Origin of the sequence: Ferrovibrio sp., assembly GCF_029255545.1 — a bacterium.
Taxonomy (GTDB): Bacteria; Pseudomonadota; Alphaproteobacteria; order Ferrovibrionales; family Ferrovibrionaceae; genus Ferrovibrio.
Window position 1 is genome coordinate 6,187 of the sequence record NZ_JANLJJ010000073.1, and the last position, 16,798, is coordinate 22,984.

Annotated in this window: 19 protein-coding genes; 5 read left to right on the forward strand and 14 right to left on the reverse strand. The window is 66.0% G+C overall.

The genetic code is table 11. The features are described 5' to 3' along the window. The 11 genes from serS to argS all read right to left on the reverse strand — a co-directional run. Positions 1–868 (reverse strand): serine--tRNA ligase (gene serS, locus Q1J79_RS14405; protein ID WP_300301616.1); only part of this gene is annotated, 868 nt, incomplete at its 3' end. Between the two features lie 12 nt (positions 869–880). Next, the gene (gene tatC, locus Q1J79_RS14410) at positions 881–1,729 is read right to left on the reverse strand and encodes a twin-arginine translocase subunit TatC (protein ID WP_300301618.1); all 849 of its coding nucleotides are present in this window, start codon (positions 1,727–1,729) and stop codon (positions 881–883) included. Continuing rightward, positions 1,726–2,169: a Sec-independent protein translocase protein TatB gene (gene tatB, locus Q1J79_RS14415; protein WP_300301620.1), complete on the reverse strand. Its 444-nt coding sequence runs from the start codon at positions 2,167–2,169 to the stop codon at positions 1,726–1,728. The genes tatC and tatB overlap by 4 nt, the downstream gene beginning before the upstream one ends. A gap of 62 nt (positions 2,170–2,231) precedes the next feature. Then, entirely contained in the window at positions 2,232–2,495 is a 264-nt protein-coding gene (locus Q1J79_RS14420; protein ID WP_300301622.1) for a twin-arginine translocase TatA/TatE family subunit, read from the reverse strand. A 130-nt stretch (positions 2,496–2,625) separates the two neighbouring features. After that, positions 2,626–3,678, reverse strand: coding sequence for an ABC transporter ATP-binding protein (locus Q1J79_RS14425; RefSeq protein ID WP_300301624.1), 1,053 nt, complete (start codon positions 3,676–3,678; stop codon positions 2,626–2,628). Next, positions 3,671–4,813, reverse strand: a complete 1,143-nt coding sequence (gene scpB / locus Q1J79_RS14430) for an SMC-Scp complex subunit ScpB (protein WP_300301626.1) — start codon at positions 4,811–4,813, stop codon at positions 3,671–3,673. The genes Q1J79_RS14425 and scpB overlap by 8 nt, the downstream gene beginning before the upstream one ends. A gap of 6 nt (positions 4,814–4,819) precedes the next feature. Beyond that, on the reverse strand, positions 4,820–5,692 hold the full coding sequence (locus tag Q1J79_RS14435; protein WP_300301628.1) for a ScpA family protein: 873 nt from the start codon (positions 5,690–5,692) through the stop codon (positions 4,820–4,822). Between the two features lie 44 nt (positions 5,693–5,736). Next, positions 5,737–6,432 (reverse strand): site-2 protease family protein, encoded by a 696-nt coding sequence (locus Q1J79_RS14440; protein ID WP_300301630.1) that lies wholly within the window; start codon positions 6,430–6,432, stop codon positions 5,737–5,739. Next, positions 6,429–7,475: a beta-N-acetylhexosaminidase gene (gene nagZ, locus Q1J79_RS14445; RefSeq protein ID WP_300301632.1), complete on the reverse strand. Its 1,047-nt coding sequence runs from the start codon at positions 7,473–7,475 to the stop codon at positions 6,429–6,431. The genes Q1J79_RS14440 and nagZ overlap by 4 nt, the downstream gene beginning before the upstream one ends. Position 7,476: 1 nt before the next feature. Beyond that, complete coding sequence (locus Q1J79_RS14450; protein WP_300301635.1) at positions 7,477–8,355, reverse strand: SPOR domain-containing protein; 879 nt, start codon at positions 8,353–8,355, stop codon at positions 7,477–7,479. Positions 8,356–8,359: 4 nt separating this feature from the next. Beyond that, positions 8,360–10,111, reverse strand: coding sequence for an arginine--tRNA ligase (gene argS, locus Q1J79_RS14455; RefSeq protein WP_300301637.1), 1,752 nt, complete (start codon positions 10,109–10,111; stop codon positions 8,360–8,362). 170 nt (positions 10,112–10,281) lie between these two features. Between argS and erpA the strand changes: the two genes are divergently transcribed. Genes erpA through Q1J79_RS14475 form a run of 4 tightly spaced genes read left to right on the forward strand, consistent with a single transcriptional unit; the run spans position 10,282 to position 12,952 of the window. Further along, positions 10,282–10,674 (forward strand): iron-sulfur cluster insertion protein ErpA, encoded by a 393-nt coding sequence (gene erpA, locus Q1J79_RS14460; RefSeq protein ID WP_300301640.1) that lies wholly within the window; start codon positions 10,282–10,284, stop codon positions 10,672–10,674. Positions 10,675–10,720: 46 nt separating this feature from the next. Continuing rightward, positions 10,721–11,266 carry a cysteine hydrolase family protein gene (locus tag Q1J79_RS14465; protein ID WP_300301642.1) on the forward strand — a complete coding sequence of 182 codons (546 nt, stop codon included), beginning with the start codon at positions 10,721–10,723 and terminating at the stop codon, positions 11,264–11,266. 20 nt (positions 11,267–11,286) lie between these two features. Beyond that, positions 11,287–12,057, forward strand: a complete 771-nt coding sequence (xth, locus tag Q1J79_RS14470; protein ID WP_300301644.1) for an exodeoxyribonuclease III — start codon at positions 11,287–11,289, stop codon at positions 12,055–12,057. A 1-nt stretch (position 12,058) separates the two neighbouring features. Then, positions 12,059–12,952: an alpha/beta hydrolase gene (locus Q1J79_RS14475; protein WP_300301647.1), complete on the forward strand. Its 894-nt coding sequence runs from the start codon at positions 12,059–12,061 to the stop codon at positions 12,950–12,952. A gap of 3 nt (positions 12,953–12,955) precedes the next feature. Here Q1J79_RS14475 and recQ read toward each other — a convergent pair whose 3' ends face one another. Both recQ and Q1J79_RS14485 read right to left on the reverse strand, forming a co-directional pair. Further along, the gene (recQ, locus tag Q1J79_RS14480) at positions 12,956–14,788 is read right to left on the reverse strand and encodes a DNA helicase RecQ (RefSeq protein WP_300301649.1); all 1,833 of its coding nucleotides are present in this window, start codon (positions 14,786–14,788) and stop codon (positions 12,956–12,958) included. 95 nt (positions 14,789–14,883) lie between these two features. Continuing rightward, on the reverse strand, positions 14,884–15,207 hold the full coding sequence (locus Q1J79_RS14485) for an antibiotic biosynthesis monooxygenase (protein WP_300301651.1): 324 nt from the start codon (positions 15,205–15,207) through the stop codon (positions 14,884–14,886). A 101-nt stretch (positions 15,208–15,308) separates the two neighbouring features. On the opposite strand from Q1J79_RS14485, the gene Q1J79_RS14490 reads away from it, so the two are divergent. Next, positions 15,309–16,241 carry a LysR family transcriptional regulator gene (locus Q1J79_RS14490; RefSeq protein ID WP_300301654.1) on the forward strand — a complete coding sequence of 311 codons (933 nt, stop codon included), beginning with the start codon at positions 15,309–15,311 and terminating at the stop codon, positions 16,239–16,241. 4 nt (positions 16,242–16,245) lie between these two features. Here the strand turns inward: Q1J79_RS14490 and Q1J79_RS14495 are convergent, their stop codons facing one another. Further along, entirely contained in the window at positions 16,246–16,647 is a 402-nt protein-coding gene (locus Q1J79_RS14495; protein WP_300301656.1) for a DUF427 domain-containing protein, read from the reverse strand. Positions 16,648–16,798 lie beyond the last annotated feature (151 nt).

Genomic DNA, 16,798 nt, shown 5'->3' on the forward strand with positions numbered 1-16,798 from the left:
CGATGCTCACCAGCTCCACCTTGTCGAACTGGTGCTGGCGGATCATGCCGCGCGTATCTCGGCCGGCCGCGCCTGCTTCCGAGCGGAAGCAGGCCGTCAGCGCGGTGAAGCGCCAGGGCAGCTCGCTTTCGTCGATGATCAGGTCGCGCGCCAGATTGGTCAGCGGCACTTCCGCCGTCGGGATCAGCCAGTAGCCGGTGGTGGTGCGGAACAGGTCGTCGCCGAATTTCGGCAGCTGGCCGGTGCCGAATGCCGTGGCGTCGTTCACCAGCATCGGCGGCTGCATTTCGGTATAGCCGAATTCGGTGGTGTGCAGGTCGAGCATGAACTGCCCGAGAGCACGCTCCAGTCGCGCGAGCTGGCTCTTCAGCACGGTGAAGCGCGCGCCGGCCAGTTTCACGCCGGATGCGAAATCCATGTAGCCCAGCGCCTCGCCGAGGTCGAAATGCTCCTGCGGCTTGAAGCTGTAAGTCTTGGGCGCGCCGGTGCGGCGCAGCTCGACATTGCTTTTCTCGTCCAGGCCCTCGGGCACGTCGTCGGCCGGCAGGTTCGGAATGCGCGACAGCGCATCGGCCAGCGCCGCCTCATGCTCCTTCTGCTCGGTTTCCAGCGCGGCGAGGCGATCCTTCAGCGCGGCGACTTCGGCCATCAATTCCGTGGCGCGGGCCTCGTCCTTCTTGCCCTTGGCAATACCGATTTCCTTCGACAGCGCGTTGCGTTTGCCCTGCATCTCGTCGAATTCGACCTGCGCGGTACGGCGCTTCTTGTCCAGCTCGATCAGGGTCTGGGCCTGCGCGGCCACGCCCCGGCGGGCAATCGCCCGGTCGAAGGCTTCCGGATTGTCCCGGATCGCTTTGATGTCATGCATGGTGAACTACCTTCAAGCGGCCGGCGACGGGCCGGCTTCGTCCTTTTCGGCCTGCTCGGCGGCGGCCTTTTCCTCGGCCTCCCGCTTGGCGCGGTCGCGCTCGATCATTTTCACCGAAAGGATGGAGATTTCGTAAAGCAGGATCAGTGGCACGGCTAGGCCGACCTGGCTGATCACGTCGGGCGGCGTCACCACGGCGGCGAAAATGAACATGCCGACGATGGCGTATTTGCGCTTGGCCGCCAGGCCGGCCGAGCTGGCGATGCCAACCTTGCCCAGCAGGGTGAGCAGCACCGGCAGCTCGAAGGCGATGCCGAAGGCGAAGATCAGCGTCATCACCAGCGAGAGGTATTCGCTCACCTTGGTTTCGAGCTGGATCGGCAGGGTATCCGCGCCGCCCAGGGTCTCGAAACCGGCGAAGAATTTCAACGCCAGCGGCATGATGAAATAGTAGACGAAGCTGCCGCCGATGGCGAACAGCACCGGGGTTGCGACCAGGAAAGGCAGAAAGGCTTTCTTCTCGTCCCTGTACAGGCCCGGGGCAACGAACATCCAGACCTGACTGGCGATCACCGGGAAGCTGATCAGGGCCGCGGCCCAGAAGGCCAGCCTGACTTGCGTGAAAAAGGCTTCCTGCGGCGCGGTGAAGATCATGCGCCGGCCTTCCACGCCGACCGCCTCGATCAGCGGATGCATCAGGATGTTGTAGATCTGCGGCGCGAAGAAATAGCAGACACAGAAGGCGATGAAGATGGCGCCGATCGAATACATCAGGCGGTTGCGCAGCTCGATCAGGTGATCGAGCAGCGGCATGCGCGAGGCTTCCACCTCGTCTTCCGGCTTGGCGTCAGGCTCACTCACGGTTTGATCTCGGGTTTGGCCGCGGCAGCATCGGTGGTTTCGGCCGGGGCCGGTTCGGCGGGAGCAGCGGCCGGGCCGGGATCGGCAATCGGCGTGGCTGCCGGACCGGAAATGTCGGCCGAGACATCCCGGGTCGCATCCATGATCGCCTGGTTATGCTCGGCGAACTGCTTTTCCAGCGAACCATCGGGATCGAAGGTCTTTTTCACTTCGTTCTCGATCGAGAAATCGCTGACCTGCTTGGCCGCCTTGCGCAAATCATCCAGATCGGCCTCGCGCACCATGTCGTCGAGGCCGCTCTGGAATTCGCGGGCCATGGAGCGCGCCTTGGCGGTCCACTGGCCTACCGTGCGCAACACTTTGGGCAGGTCTTTCGGGCCGATGACGACCAGCGCCACCACCGCGATCACTCCCAGTTCCGACCAGGCAATGTCGAACATCGCCGCCTACGCTGCTTCCTGCTGCTGCACCGCGCCGGCGGTTCCGCCGCGGCGGTCCATGATCAATGCTGCGCGGTCTTGTCGGCCGGCTGAGCGCTCTGGGCGCTGCCGGACGCGGCGCCGCCGGTCGGCTGATTCTGCTGGTTGATCACAGGCGGCGTGCCGGCCTGCTTATCCTTGTCCTTGTCATCCTCGGACATGCCCTTGCGGAAATTCTTGATACCCGAGGCCAGATCACCGGCCACCTTCGGCAGCTTGCCGGCGCCGAAGATGATCAGGATCACCAGCAGGACAATCAGCCAGTGCCAGAAACTGAAGCTACCCATACCCTTATCTCCTCCTGCGAGAGGCCGCCCTGCTGCCGGGCGGCGCCTGCCGCTGCAAGGGCGCACTATGGCAGAGATAGCGCGCCCAAGGCAATCTTCCGCCCCCAACTTCGTGCCGCGGGAAACCGCCTCAGGCCGCCGGAAAAATGAAGCAAAAATCCGGATTAAGCCCGAAATGCAGGGTCGATCCCGCTGCTGGCAGCGGTCCGGCAGGCAGGCGCGCGGCAAAGCGCAGCGCGCCACTGCTCACCTCCAGCCGGCGATAGGCGCCCAGCGCCGTCGCCCGCTCCACCCGCAGCGCCAGGCCGGCGCCGGTTTCGCGTTCCTGCAAGGCTTCAGGCCGGAACATCAGCAGGGCGTTGCTGCCCTCGGCCAGGTGGCGCGCCGGTAGAATGCCGAACGGCGTTTCGACCCGGCCGCCGGTCACCTTCAGGGCGATTTCGTTGGTCTCGCTCAAGAATCGCGCCACGAAAGGCGTCGCCGGCGCGGCATAGACCTTGTCGGGCGTGTCGATCTGCTCGATGCGGCCGGCCTGCATGATGGCAATGCGGTCGCCCATGCGCATGGCTTCTTCCGGGTCGTGGGTCACCAGCAGGGTGGCCGTGCCGGCCTGTTTCAGCACTTCCACGGTTTCATCGCGGATCTGGTCGCGCAGCCGGCTGTCGAGGCTGGAAAATGGTTCGTCCAGCAGCATGACGCGCGGTTCGGGCGCCATGGCGCGCGCCAGCGCCACGCGCTGCTGCTCGCCGCCAGACAGGCGATGCGGATAACTGTCGATATGCGCCGCCAGCCCCAGCCGGCCGGCCCAGTACTCGGCCCGTCCCCGGCGCTCACCGGCCGGCAACCTGCCCAAACCAAAAGCGATGTTGTCGGCCACGCTCAGATGCGGAAACAGCGCATGGTCCTGAAACACCATGCCGACATGGCGCTGCTCGGTCGGCACGGCACGGCCGGCCCCCGCCATGACCTCGCCGCCGATGCGCACTTCGCCCTGCTGCAGGTCTTCCAGACCGGCCGCCAGCCGCAATGTCGTGGATTTGCCGCAGCCGGATGGGCCGAGCAGGCCGAGGATTTCGCCGCGGGCGACCTTCAGGCTGACATTGTCGACGGCCAGGCGGGCGCCGTAACGGTGGCTCACCCCGATCAGGTCGAGCCCTGCATCCTTCCCCGAAGGATCAGGCATTGCCGTCGGATGGCTCTGCCTCAGCTTTGGCCCCGGCCTGGTCCCTGGCCTGGGCTTCGGCCTTCTTGGAGTCGGCCTCTTCGTCCACCAGCGGCTCCAGGTACTCGCGGCCGTCGTCATCCTCGTCCAGCGGATCCTCCGGGGCGGCATCCAGCGCCTCGCCCGGCATCGGGATGCCACCCGAGGCCGGCAGGGCTTCCAGCAGGCCGGAGGCGCGCAGTTCCTCGATGCCCGGCAGCGCATCGGCGCTTTCCAGGCCGAAATGCACCAGGAATTCGTCGGTGATGCCATAAGTGACCGGGCGGCCCGGCACGCGGCGGCGGCCGCGCACCTTCACCCAGTTGGCTTCCATCAGCACGTCCAGCGTGCCCCGGCTCAACGACACGCCACGGATATCCTCGATCTCGGCACGGGTGCAGGGCTGGTGATAGGCGATGATAGCCAGCGTCTCGATGGCGGCGCGGGATAGCTTGCGCTGCACCTGGCGATGCTCCTCCAGCATATGCTGCAGGTCCGGCGCGGTCATGAAGGCCCAGCGGCCGGCGACCTTCTTCAGGTTCACGCCGCGCGGGCGGTATTGGTCTTCCAGGGCGGCCAGCACGGCCGGCACCCGGGTGCCCCGGGGCATACGCTTGCGCAGGGTGGCTTCGTCCAGCGGCTCGGCGGCAGCGAACAGCAAAGCTTCGGCCATGCGGATCGCGGCGGCAAAGGCGGCCTCGCGCTCCTCGTCGGTCAGCGCCGGGCCGGCCTCTTCTTCCCCGGATTCATCATCGGAAGACGCGGCGGCAGCCTTGCGCGCCCGGGCTGGCTTCGCCGGCGGGGCCTCGGCCGTTACGGCCTCATCCGCCTCGTCGTCAGCCTCTTCTTCGTCTTCGTCTGACTCATCCTCGTCGGAATCATCATCGTCGCCGTCGTCATCATCCGAATCATCGTCATCCGAGTCATCGTCATCGTCGTCGTCGAAATCGTCGTCGTCATCCGAATCATCATCGTCATCCGCGTCGCGCTTCGGCACGGCGGCGGAGGCGTATTCCATAGCCTCGGAATCCTCGTCCGGAGTTTCGGACTCGGCGGCTACGGTTTCGATCTCTTCGTCCAGCCGCTCGTCGGCCGGCTGCGCATCGTTGGACTGCATGACGCCTTACTCTTCAGGATTGGTAACGGCCTCGGCCGGCATATTGCCCTGGCCGCGGCGGATATAGATGGGGCCGAAGGTCTGCACCTGGCGAAGCTCGATCAGACCCTGCTTGGCCATTTCCAGGCTGGCATTGAAGGTCGAGGCCAGGGCCGACTTCACGGTGAACGGGTCGTCCAGGTCGATCGGCAGGAAGGCCTGCAGGGTCGCCCAGTCGGGGATCTGGCCGATCATGTTGCGCAGGCGCGCCAGGGCTTCCTCCACCGAGACGATGCGACGGCGCGCCATCTTCATGGTCAGCACTTCCGTCGAACCCTTCGAGGCGCGGAATTCCGCATAGGCCTTGAGCAGCTCGTAAAGCGTGGCGTTGTAGACCGACTTGCGGATCACCCGCACGCCTTCCGGCTTGCCACGCAGGAACATCGCCAGGCCGACCTGATTGCGGTTCATCAACTGGTCCGCCACGCGGCGCATGGATTCCAGCTTCTGCAGCTGCAGCGCCAGGCGCGCCGCCATGTCGGCGCCGGAGGGCTCACCCTCCTTCTCCGGCTCGGGCACCAGCAGGCGCGACTTCAGGTAGGCCAGCCAGGCGGCCATCACCAGGTAATCGGCGGCGATCTCGATGCGCACCTTGCGCAGTTCGGCGATGAAAATCAGGTACTGCTCGGCCAGCGCCAGGATCGAGATCTTGCGCAGGTCCACCTTCTGGTCGCGGGCCAGCGCCAGCAACACGTCGAGCGGGCCTTCGAAGACGTCGAGGCTGAGAACGAATTGCTCGCCAACGCGAACGCCCTCGCCCCCTTCGGCCAAGCCGTCGCGATGCGCCGGTTCGAATGAATCGGCGGCGGGGGCAACGGGGGTGTCAGTGGCTTCGGTCACGGCCTCAATCCAGGTTGGCCCAAATATCAAATTGGCTCGCGGTGTTAACCGCTATGCCCGGACAACTCAAGCAGGATATCCCGCAGGCCGACGACGATCGGGGTGATCAGCTCGAACAGCGGGTTCCAGTCGGAGCCGAATTCACGGGCCGCCAGCGGGACGACCAGCAGCAGAATCAGCAGGATGACCATGCCATAGGGCTCCAGCCGGGCCAAGGGCTGTGCCAGCGGCAGCGGCAACCAGCCGACCGCCACCCGGCCGCCATCCAGCGGCGGCAGAGGTATCATGTTAAAAACACATAATATCAGATTGATAGCTATAGCATTTTCAAGATTATCGGCAATCCACGCATCCGCCGCGCCACCAAACAGGGGCAACAGGTGGAACAGCAGCATGGCCGCATAGGCCTGTACCAGGTTGATGCCCGGCCCGGCGATGGCGACGATGGCCATGTCGCGGCGCGGCGACGGCAGCTTCCAGTAGTTCACCGGCACCGGCTTGGCCCAGCCGAACAGGAACGGCGCCTTGAACAGCAGCAGCATGCCCGGGACGATAATCGTGCCCATCGGGTCGACATGGCGCAGCGGGTTAAAGCTCACCCGGCCCAGCCGCTTGGCGGTGTCGTCGCCCAGTTGCCAGGCCACCCAGCCATGGGCCGCCTCGTGCAGGGTGATTGCCAGCAGGGCCGGCAGCACCCAGCCGGAAGCCGCGAACAGGAAGCCGCCGATATCGCCCATCATGCCGCGGCGACGCTGGCCAGCAGTTCGGCCAGCTGCGCCTTGTCCGCCTCGCTGAAGCCAGCCGGCCGGGCCGGCAGGCTGGCACGCGCCGCCGCCACGCGCTGCGCCGCCCGTTCGGTCATCGCCGGCAGGGCCGCGAACAGCGCCTGCATTTCCGGCAGGCTGCCCGAGCAATGCAGCACCAGGTCGCAACCGGCGCGCAGCGAGGCGACGCCGGTTTCCGCCGGCGAGCCCTTCAGGGCCTTCATGGTCAGGTCGTCGGAGATCAGCACGCCATCGAAGCCGATCTGGCCGCGGATCGTCTGGCCGATCACGGTTGGCGACAGCGTGGCCGGCAGTGTCGCATCCAGCGCTGTGTAAACGATATGGGCCGTCATGGCCCAAGGTGCATCGCGCAGGGCCACGAAGGGCGCAAAATCGCTGCGTTCCAGCGTGCCGCGGTCGGTATCCACCACCGGCAGGTCGAGATGGCTGTCGGTATGCGAACGGCCATGGCCGGGAATATGCTTGATCACCGGCAGTACGCCGGCCTCGGCCAGGCCCCGCATCACGGCGCGGGAAATCGCGATCACGGTTTCGGCGTCGCGGCCATAGGCGCGGTCGCCGATCACGTCATGGGCGCCTTCGATGGGAAGATCGGCCACCGGGGCGCAATCCACATCGATGCCAAGGGCTGCCAGCTCGGCGCCGATGGCGCGGTAATTCAGATAGGCCGCCTCTTCGCCGGCCTTGCGATCGCGGCGATACAGACTGCCGAACACGGCGCCGGGCGGAAATTTCGGCCAGTGCGGCGGCTTCAGCCGGGCGACGCGGCCGCCTTCCTGGTCGATCAGCACCGGCGCCAGCGGATTGCCGACCACGCCACGGAAATCGGCGATCAGCGCCCTCATCTGCGCCGGGTTGTCGATGTTGCGCGCGAACAGGATCAGACCCAGCGGCTTGCGCACGCCGAACAACACGCGCTCCTCCGCCGTCAGCTGTTGGCCGGCGCAGCCGACCACGACCGGGGCGAAACTGCCCCAGTCGATCCCGGCACTCGACATGTTATCGCCCGACAACAATGCAGCCCTGGTTCTTGGCGGCCAGCTGCTGGCAGGCATTCTGCGCCGTGACGCGATCCTTCAGCGGGCCGGCCTGCAGGCGGATGAAGGTGCCCTTGCCGGCAATCTCCACTTTCTCATAGGACGGCGTCAGCCCGCCGAGGATGTCGGGGAATTTCTTCTGCAGCTGCGACCAGGTCGCCTGTGCCGCCGCCTGGTCCTTCAGCGAGGCGAGCTGGATCTTCGCGCTGCCGCCCGGCGTCGCGGTCACTTTCGGCGTCGCAGCCGGCGCGGGCGTGGTGGCGGCCTGGGCAGGCGCGCGCGTCGCGGGCGCTGGCGTTGCCGCCGGCTTTTCTTCGGCCTTCGGCGCAACCGGCTGCGAGGGAGCCGGCGTGGTCACGGCCGAGGGGCTCGGCGCGTCGGTGCGGTTCGGCAGGCCGGAAGACTGGACCGGAGACTGGACTGGAGACTGGCCGGGCACGGTCGCCGGCGCCGGCCGGTTCGGCACGGTGACGGCATTCGGCTGCGTCGGCGCCGCGCTGGGCCGCTCAGGCGGCGGCAGCAGCTTCTCGGTGCCGGCCGCCTGCTGCTGTCCGTTGCCGCCAAGGCGCTCGTAAATCTGCTTGTCCTGGTTGGGCACCTGCATGCCGCCGGGATTTTCCGGCGCCACCTTGGTCGGCCCCTGGTCGGCGCGGATCAGCGGCGGCGCACCCGAGGCGCCGCGCTTCACGCCCTGGTCATAGGCAAACCAGATGCCGATGCCGAAGGCCGCCACGGCGCCCAGCGCGATCGCGGCGGTGATGATCTTCTTCGGGCTGGCGGGAACCCGTTCCGGTTCGCCCGGCACCGGGCGCGAGCCCCGGTCGCTGCGCAGGTCGCTCATACTCTCACCTCATCTCTTCGACGGGCGTCACGCCCATCACCGACAATCCCGATGCGATCACCAGAGCCACGGCGCGCAGCATGGCCAGCCGCGCCCGCGTCAGGGGCAGATCCTCGGCGATCAGGAACCGCGCGCTGGTATCGTCGCGGCCGACATTCCACAGGCCATGGAAAGCCGCGGCCACATCCTGCAGGTAAAACGCCACGCGATGCGGTTCATGCGCTTCCGCCGCAGACTCCACCAGGCGCGGCCAGCCGGCCAGCAGCTTGACCAGCGCCAGTTCGGCCGGATGCGACAGCCTGCCCATGTCGGCCTGCGCCAGGGCGCCATCCTCGGTGTCGATATCCGGCGCTTCCGAAACGGCATTGCGCAAAACCGAGCAGATGCGCGCATGGGCATACTGCACATAAAAAACCGGATTGTCCTTCGACTGTTCGGTCACCTTCTTGAAATCGAAATCGAGCTGCGCGTCATTCTTGCGCGTCAGCATGATGAAGCGCACGACATCCTTGCCCACTTCATCTACAACATCGCGCAGCGTCACGAACGTGCCGGCCCGTTTGGACATTTTCACCGGCTGGCCGCCATCCAGCAGGTTCACCATCTGCACCAGCTTGACATCCAGCTCGGCTTCACCGTTCGACATGGCCTTCACGGCCGCCTTCATACGCTTGACATAGCCGCCATGGTCGGCGCCCCAGACGTCGATCATCTGCCTGAAGCCGCGCCGGTACTTGTCGTCATGATAGGCGATGTCGGCACCGAAATAGGTCCACGACCCATCCGACTTCTTCAGCGGCCGGTCAGTCTCGTCGCCGAATTCACTGGCTTTGAACAACACCTGCGGCCGCGCCTCGTAATCGTCAGGCGTCTTGCCCTTGGGTGGTTCCAGCACGCCGGTATAGATCAGACCTTTTTCCACCAGACGGTTGAAAGCGTCATTTATTTTACCGCTCGTATGCAAAGCCAGCTCAGAGGTAAAGATCGCATGGTTTATACCCAAAGCAGCTAGATCGCCTCTGATAATCTCCATCATGGCAGACACTGCATCTGCTTTGAATGTGGAGAGCCATTCGCTTTCAGGCTTACCAATAAAATGAGCCCCGTGGACTTCAGCTAAGCGCTTGCCAACAGCTTTGAGGTAGTCGCCCGGATACAGGCCCTCGGGGATGGTGATGCTCTCGCCCAACGCCTCGCGGTAGCGCAGATGGGCCGAGCGTGCCAGCACGTCCACCTGGGCCCCGGCATCGTTGATGTAGTATTCGCGCGCCACCTGGAAGCCGGCCTTGTCCAGCAGGGCGGCCAGCGCGTCGCCAAACACGGCGCCACGGCAATGGCCCACATGCATCGGGCCGGTCGGATTGGCCGAGACGTATTCCACGTTCACCGGCTCGCCCTGGCCGATATCGCTATCGCCATAGGCCTGGCCGGCGCGCAGGATCACGGCCACCTGCTGCTGCCAATGCTCGGGCTTGAGCCGCAGGTTGATGAAACCCGGGCCGGCAATCTCCACGGCGGTGACGGCCGGATGGGCTTCCAGCAGGGGTTTCAGCTTCTCGGCCAGCGCGCGCGGCGCCATGCCGGCCGGCTTGCCCAGCACCATGGCCACGTTGGTCGCCAGGTCGCCATGGGCGGGATCGCGCGGCGGCTCGACCGCGATGGCTGAAAGCGGCAATTCCCCGGCCAGCACGCCCTGTTCCGACAGGGCGTGCACGGCGGCCATGATGGCGCGGCGGAAATCGGTGAAAACGTTCATGCTGGAAGGCTTTTCTGTAAGTCCTTGAATCGGGGCGGACACTACCGGCTGCCTATCCCAGCCGCAACGCACCCGCACGATATCACCGGGCGAAATTGACTTCCGCGCACGGGTCCCTAAATTGCTCATGCAATGTGGCAAATTATTGGTAAACCGAGTGTAAACCCCCGATGAGCGACGCTCCAGCCCAGACTGCCGGCCAGATGGCCGCTCCCGCCCCGGCACAACAGCCGGATTCGGCGGTGATCCTGAGCGCCTCGGCCGCCCGGCGCATCCGCAAGGTGGCCGAATCGGAGGGCAATCCGGCGCTGGCTTTGCGCATCAGCGTCTCGGGCGGCGGCTGCTCGGGTTTCCAGTACAGCTTCACCCTGGACGAGGCTCCCACGGCCGATGACGTGGTGATCGAGCGTGACGGCGCCCGCCTGCTGGTGGATAGCGTGTCGCTGGACTATCTGCGCGGCTCGGAGGTCGATTTCGTGGAAGACCTCTCGGGCGCCGGTTTCCGCATTGCCAACCCGCTGGCCCAGCAGAGCTGCGGCTGCGGCAATTCCTTCTCGGTCTGACATTTCCCGGCCCGGCATAACCCTGCCGCCGAACGCGGCGCTGCTGGTGATCGACCTGCAGCAGGCCATCGACGCGCCCTATCACGCCGCCGAGGGCCCGCGGAACAATCCGGATGCTGAAACCACCGTCGCCGCATTGCTGTCGGCCTGGCGCCATGCCCGCCGGCCCGTCTTCCACATCCGGCATGATTCCTCCCTGCCTGACTCCGCCTACCGGCCGGGCCAGCCCGGCAACGACTTCAAACCCGCCGTGGCGCCGCTGGCCGGCGAGATCGTGATCCCGAAGCGCACCAACAGCGCCTTCATCGGCACCGGACTGGAAAACCGCCTCCGCGAGGCCGGGATCGACACGCTGGTGATCGCCGGCGTCGTCACCAACAATTCGGTCGAAGCCACGGTCAGGATGGCTGGCAACCTCGGGTTCCGCGCGTTCTTGGTCGAAGACGCCTGCTTTGCCTTCGCCCGGCGGGACTGGCGCGGCGTACTGCGCAGCGCCGAAGAGGTGCATGCCATGTCGCTGGCCAACCTCAATGGCGAATATTGTACCGTGGTCAAGGCATCCGGCCTGCTGGACGCGGTCGCAAAAGCCTGACAATCGGCTAAGCTGCGGCCATGAGAATCGCCACCTGGAATGTCAATTCAATCAAGGCCCGCCTGGCCAACGTCACCGACTGGACGCGGGCGGCCAAGCCCGACGTGCTGCTGCTGCAGGAAATCAAATGCCAGGACGCCGATTTCCCGCGCCTGGAATTCGAGAGCATGGGCTATGTCGTCCATACCCACGGTCAGAAAAGTTATAACGGCGTCGCGCTGTTGAGCCTGACCAAACCCGATGCCGTGCGCATCCGGCTGGATGGCGAGGATACCGACGAGCAGGCCCGTTACATCGAGGCCGACATCGCCGGCATTACGATCTGCGGCCTCTACCTGCCCAATGGCAATCCGCGCCCGGGCGAGAAATACGAGTACAAGCTGCGCTGGATGGAGCGCCTGCATCAGCGCGCGGCAAATCTGCTGGCCGCCGAGACGCCCTTTCTGATGGCCGGCGATTTCAACATCTGCCCCACCGATGTGGATGTGTTCGACCCGGTCGGCTTCGCCGAGGATGCGCTTTGCGCGCCCGGCAGCCGCAGGGCCTGGCGCCGGCTGCTCAATCTGGGCCTCACCGAGGCCTGGCGCGCGCTGCATCCGCGCAAGGTGGATTACAGCTTCTGGGACTACCAGGCGGGCTGCTGGCCGAAGAATAACGGCCTGCGCATCGACCACTTTTTGCTCTCGCCGCAACTGGCCGACCGGCTGGTAAGCTGCGAGATCGACCGCGAACCGCGCGGCCGGGAGAAGGCCTCCGACCATACGCCGGTGATCTGCGAGATCGCGGCCTGACATGGCCACCCTGCCCCTGCCGCTGGTCATCGCCTATCTGCGCTTCACCGGGCGCACGCGCAAATTCCGTTCGGTCGAGAACCTGCACCGCGAAATCGCGAAGGAGCGCCGCAATTTCAGTCACGAGCCGCCGGCCGCCATCGCGCGCGACTTCATCATCCAGCGCGAGGATATTCTTGGCCGCCGTGTTTACACGCTATCGCCCAAGGGCCGTCACTCGGCGGTGCGGCTGCTGCACCTGCATGGCGGCGCCTATGTCTCGGGCCTCACCGCGCATCACTGGAAATTCCTGGCCGGCATCGCTGCCAGCACCGGCTGCAGCATCACCATCCCGATCTATCCGCTGGCGCCCGAAGGCAACTGGCGCGCGGCATTTCCCTTCGTCACCGAAGTTTACCGCAAACTGGCAACTGAAACCGCGCCGGAAAATCTGGTGCTCTCGGGCGATAGTGCCGGCGGCGGGCTGGCGCTCGCGCTGGCGCAGACCCTGGCTGCGCAGAACCTGCCGCAGCCGCGCGACATCGTGCTGATCTCGCCCTGGCTGGAGGTCACGGCGCGCAATCCCGGCATCCCCGCCGTGCAGCCGTTTGATCCCTGGCTGGCAGTGCCCGGCGCGCTGGAGGCCGCCCGCCTCTGGGCCGCCGGCGACGATCCGAATGATCCGCGCATCAGCCCGATCAACGGACCATTGCAGGGACTGGGCCGCATCAGCCTCTATATCGGCACGCGCGACATCCTGCTGCCCGATTGCCGCGACCTGCGCGACCGCGCCAGACGCGAGGGCGTGCCGCTGCACTATGTGGAACAGCCCGGCATGATCCATGTCTGGCCGCTCTTGCCGATCCGCCAGGCGCAGGCGACAGCCGCCGAGATCGCCGTCATCGTGGCAGGCTGACGCTCAGTCGGCGGCGCTCTCCGCCGGCTCGTCATGGGCCAGCACCACATCGAGGAAAGCCTGGCCAAAACGGTCCAGCTTGGCCTGGCCGATGCCGTGGATGTCGCTCATGCGCCACAAGGTGCGCGGCCGTTTCACCGCCAGCTCGATCAGCGTGCGGTCGGAAAAAATCACATAGGCCGGCTGCTGCAATTCGCTGGCATAACGCCGGCGCAGATCTTTCAGCGCCGCCAGCAGCACCTGGTCTGGCCCCGACAGCGCAATCTCGGCCGCCGAGGATTTTGATTTCGCCGTATTGCGTTTACCGGCTTGCAGGCTTTCCGAGCGCAGCTCCACGCGCTGCTGGCCTTTCAGCACGGCGCGGCCGGCATCGGTGATGAACCAGCCGCCGAAACCGGCGATATCCAGGTCGATCAGGCCGGCGCCGTAGATCTGCCGCAGGATCGAGCGCCAGGCATTGGCATCACGGTCCTTGCCCACGCCGAAAGTGGGCAGCCGGTCATGCTCGTGGCGCAGGATGGCCTCCGTGCTGTTGCCCAGCAGGACCTGCACGATATGCTCGGTGCCGAAACGCTGCCCCGTGCGGGCGATGGCCGACATCACCTTCTGCGCCTCCACACTGCCGTCGAAGCGCGCCACGCCCTCCTGGCACAGGTCGCAGTTGCCGCAGGGCTGGCTCTCCTCCCCGAAGTAAGCAAGTAACGTCTGCCGGCGACAGCGCGGACTTTCGCAGAGCGCGATCAGCGCGTTGAAACGCTGGCGCTCGATACGCTTGCGCTCCGGCGGCGTGTCGCCCTCTTCGATCTGCAGACGGCGCAGGCGCATGTCGTCCAGGCCATACAGCGTCAGCGTCTCGGCCGGCAGGCCGTCGCGCCCGGCGCGGCCGATTTCCTGGTAATAGGCTTCCACGTTGCGCGGCAGGTCGGCATGACACACGTAACGCACGTCGGGCTTGTCGATGCCCATGCCAAAAGCCACGGTCGCCACCATCACCACGCCATCCTCGGCCAGAAAGCGGTCCTGTGCCGCGTCGCGGGCGCGCGGCTCCATGCCTGCATGATAGGCGATGGCGTCGTGCCCCATGGCCTGCAATCCGGCGGCCAGGTCCTCCGTGCGTTTGCGCGAAGCGCAGTAGACGATGCCGCTCAGGCCCCGTCGCGCGGCGATGAAATCGCCGATCTGCTTTTTGGCTGAGGATTTCGGCTGCATCATCAGATGCAGGTTGGGGCGGTCGAAGCTGCGGATGAATTCGCGCGGGCGACGCTCATCGCCGAACAGCTTGGCCACGATGTCGGCGCGCGTGGGCGCATCGGCGGTGGCGGTCAGCGCGATGGTCTGGATGTTGCCCAGCTCGGCGCGGATGCCACCCAAAGCCAGGTATTCCGGGCGGAAGTCATGGCCCCATTGCGACACGCAATGGGCCTCGTCAATGGCCAGCAGCGAAGCCCCGGCATTGCGCAGCAAAGCCACGGTATCGTCGCGCACCAGGCGCTCGGGTGCCACGTAAAGCAACCGCAGGCTGCCGTCGCGCAGGCCACCCATCACGCGCTGGCGCTCGGCCTCGTCCATGGCGGAATTCAGGCTGCCGGCATTCACGCCGAAGCCCTGCAGCTGCCTCACCTGGTCGCGCATCAGTGCGATCAGCGGCGAGACCACCACGGTCAGCCCGCCGCGCAGGATGGCCGGCAGCTGGTAGCATAGCGACTTGCCGCTGCCGGTCGGCATCACCGCCAGCACATCCTCGTCGTTCAGCAGCGTCTGCACGATCTCGGCCTGGCCGGCGCGGAACCGCTCGAAACCGAAGACTTTATGCAGCGCGGCTTCGGCCGCGGCCATTGAAGTCTCTGCGCGTGAAATCTCTGCCATGCCCACGGAATGAAAGGCGCGGCACCGATTCGCCGTCGCCCACTCTGGATAGCAGAGATGCGCGTTCAGTAATATGGCGTGGCGCCGGGGCGCGGCCTGCTGCCGTGATCGCGCAGGATATTGCAGATCTGGACGCGGAATTCCGAGAAGAACCGCTGCCGGCCTTCGCGTTTGGCGACGGCATGGGCGCCGTGCCGCCCCCAGGCCTGCATCGCCTCCTGGCTTTCATATTCCACCAGCGTCAGCCGTTCGCCGTCCTCGGCGACGAAGGTCTTGTGCGCGATGTAGCCTGGTATCGCCATGGCCTGTGGCGCCAGCTCCTGCGCCATCGCCCTGTATTCCGTCTCGTGCTCCGGCCGCAGCCGGCTTCTGAAAGCCACCAGGATCATTGTCGTCTCCGTGGAAAGGGTTTCTTCGCGGCGGATATTGCGTCGCGGATTACATCACGTAAAATGAATTATAAAGAACGATATAATCTGGAATTGAGAATATGGAATTATCCGACCTACATGTCTTCCGTACCGTGGTCGAGGCCGGCGGGGTCACCCATGCGGCGAAGCGCCTGCATCGCGTGCAGTCCAACGTCACGGCCCGCATTCACAAGCTGGAAGCAGACCTGCAGGCGGCGCTGTTCATCCGCGAACATCGCCGCCTGCGGCTGACGCCGGCCGGCCGCATCCTGCTGGATTACGCCGAGCGCCTGCTTGGCTTGGCCGAGGAGGCGAAACAGGCGCTGCATGTCACGGAGCCGCGCGGCGTGCTGCGCATCGGCACGATGGAAAGCACCGCCGGCGTGCGCCTGCCCGGCCCGCTCAGCGACTATCACCGGCGTTTCCCCGAGGTCGCCATCGAGCTCGGCACCGGATCGCCACGTGATCTGATCGCCGCCGTGCTGGCCGGCCAGCTGGATGCCGCGCTGGTGGCCGAGCCGGTGAGCGATGTCCGACTTGAAAGCGTGGCGGTGTTCAACGAGGCGCTGGTGCTGGTGTCGGATCGCGCACAGGCGCCGATCCGCAGCGCGCGCGACCTGAAGCACCGCAGCATGCTCGCCTTCCATCCCGGCTGTCCGCATCGCGAGCGCCTGGAACGCTGGTTCGCCCGCGATGGCGTGGCGATCGAGCGCGTGGTCGAGCTGGCCTCCTATCACACCATGCTGGGCTGCATCGTCGCCGGCATGGGCGTGGCGCTGATGCCGCGCAGCGTGCTAGACTCCTATGCCGCGCAGGACCGCCTGCGCGTGCATGCGCTGGACAAGCCGTTCGATGCCGCGCGCACGCTGCTGGTCTGGCGCAAGGGCGCGCCGCAGCCGAAGATCGAGCGGCTGGCCGAAATCCTGCTGGCACCACCAACTAGGCCAACCAAGCCGGCCGGCGCCAAATCAATCACCCAGGCGGCCAAGGCACCGCGCCGCCGCAAGGCCTGACGGTTCAGTCGTCCAGTGCCGCAATGGCGTCGACCCGGTCGGGGTAGAAGGCGAGATGACCGGCGATCTGCGCCATCGCCGGATAGGGCTGCTCGTAGCTCCACACCGCATTCGCCGCCTGCTGGCCGCCGGCATCCAGCGTGTAATAGCTGGCTTCGCCCTTATAGGGGCAATGGCTGGCGTGATTGCTGCGCCGATACAGCGCCATGATCGCATCCTCGCGCGGGATGTAGAAGACCGGCGGATAGCTGGCTTCCTGCAGGCGCAGGGCGCGCGTGGTCTCGGCCACCACCTGGCCGTTGAAGGTCACGCGCACGCGGCCGGCATGCGGCGTGATGGTGATCGGATGGTCCGGGCCCGGTAGCTTATGGGGTAGCTTGCCGGGCTGCTTCACGGACAGGGTCATGGCGCGCCTCCTGCTGTGGATCAGCTAGGGTGCGCGGCGGCCCAGTCAACTGCGGTCCAGTCAATCACGACTGGCTATTTCAGAAGCTCATACGGGCCGCCCTGCTCCAGCGCGCGGTGATAGGCCGGGCGGGCATGGATGCGGGCGAGGA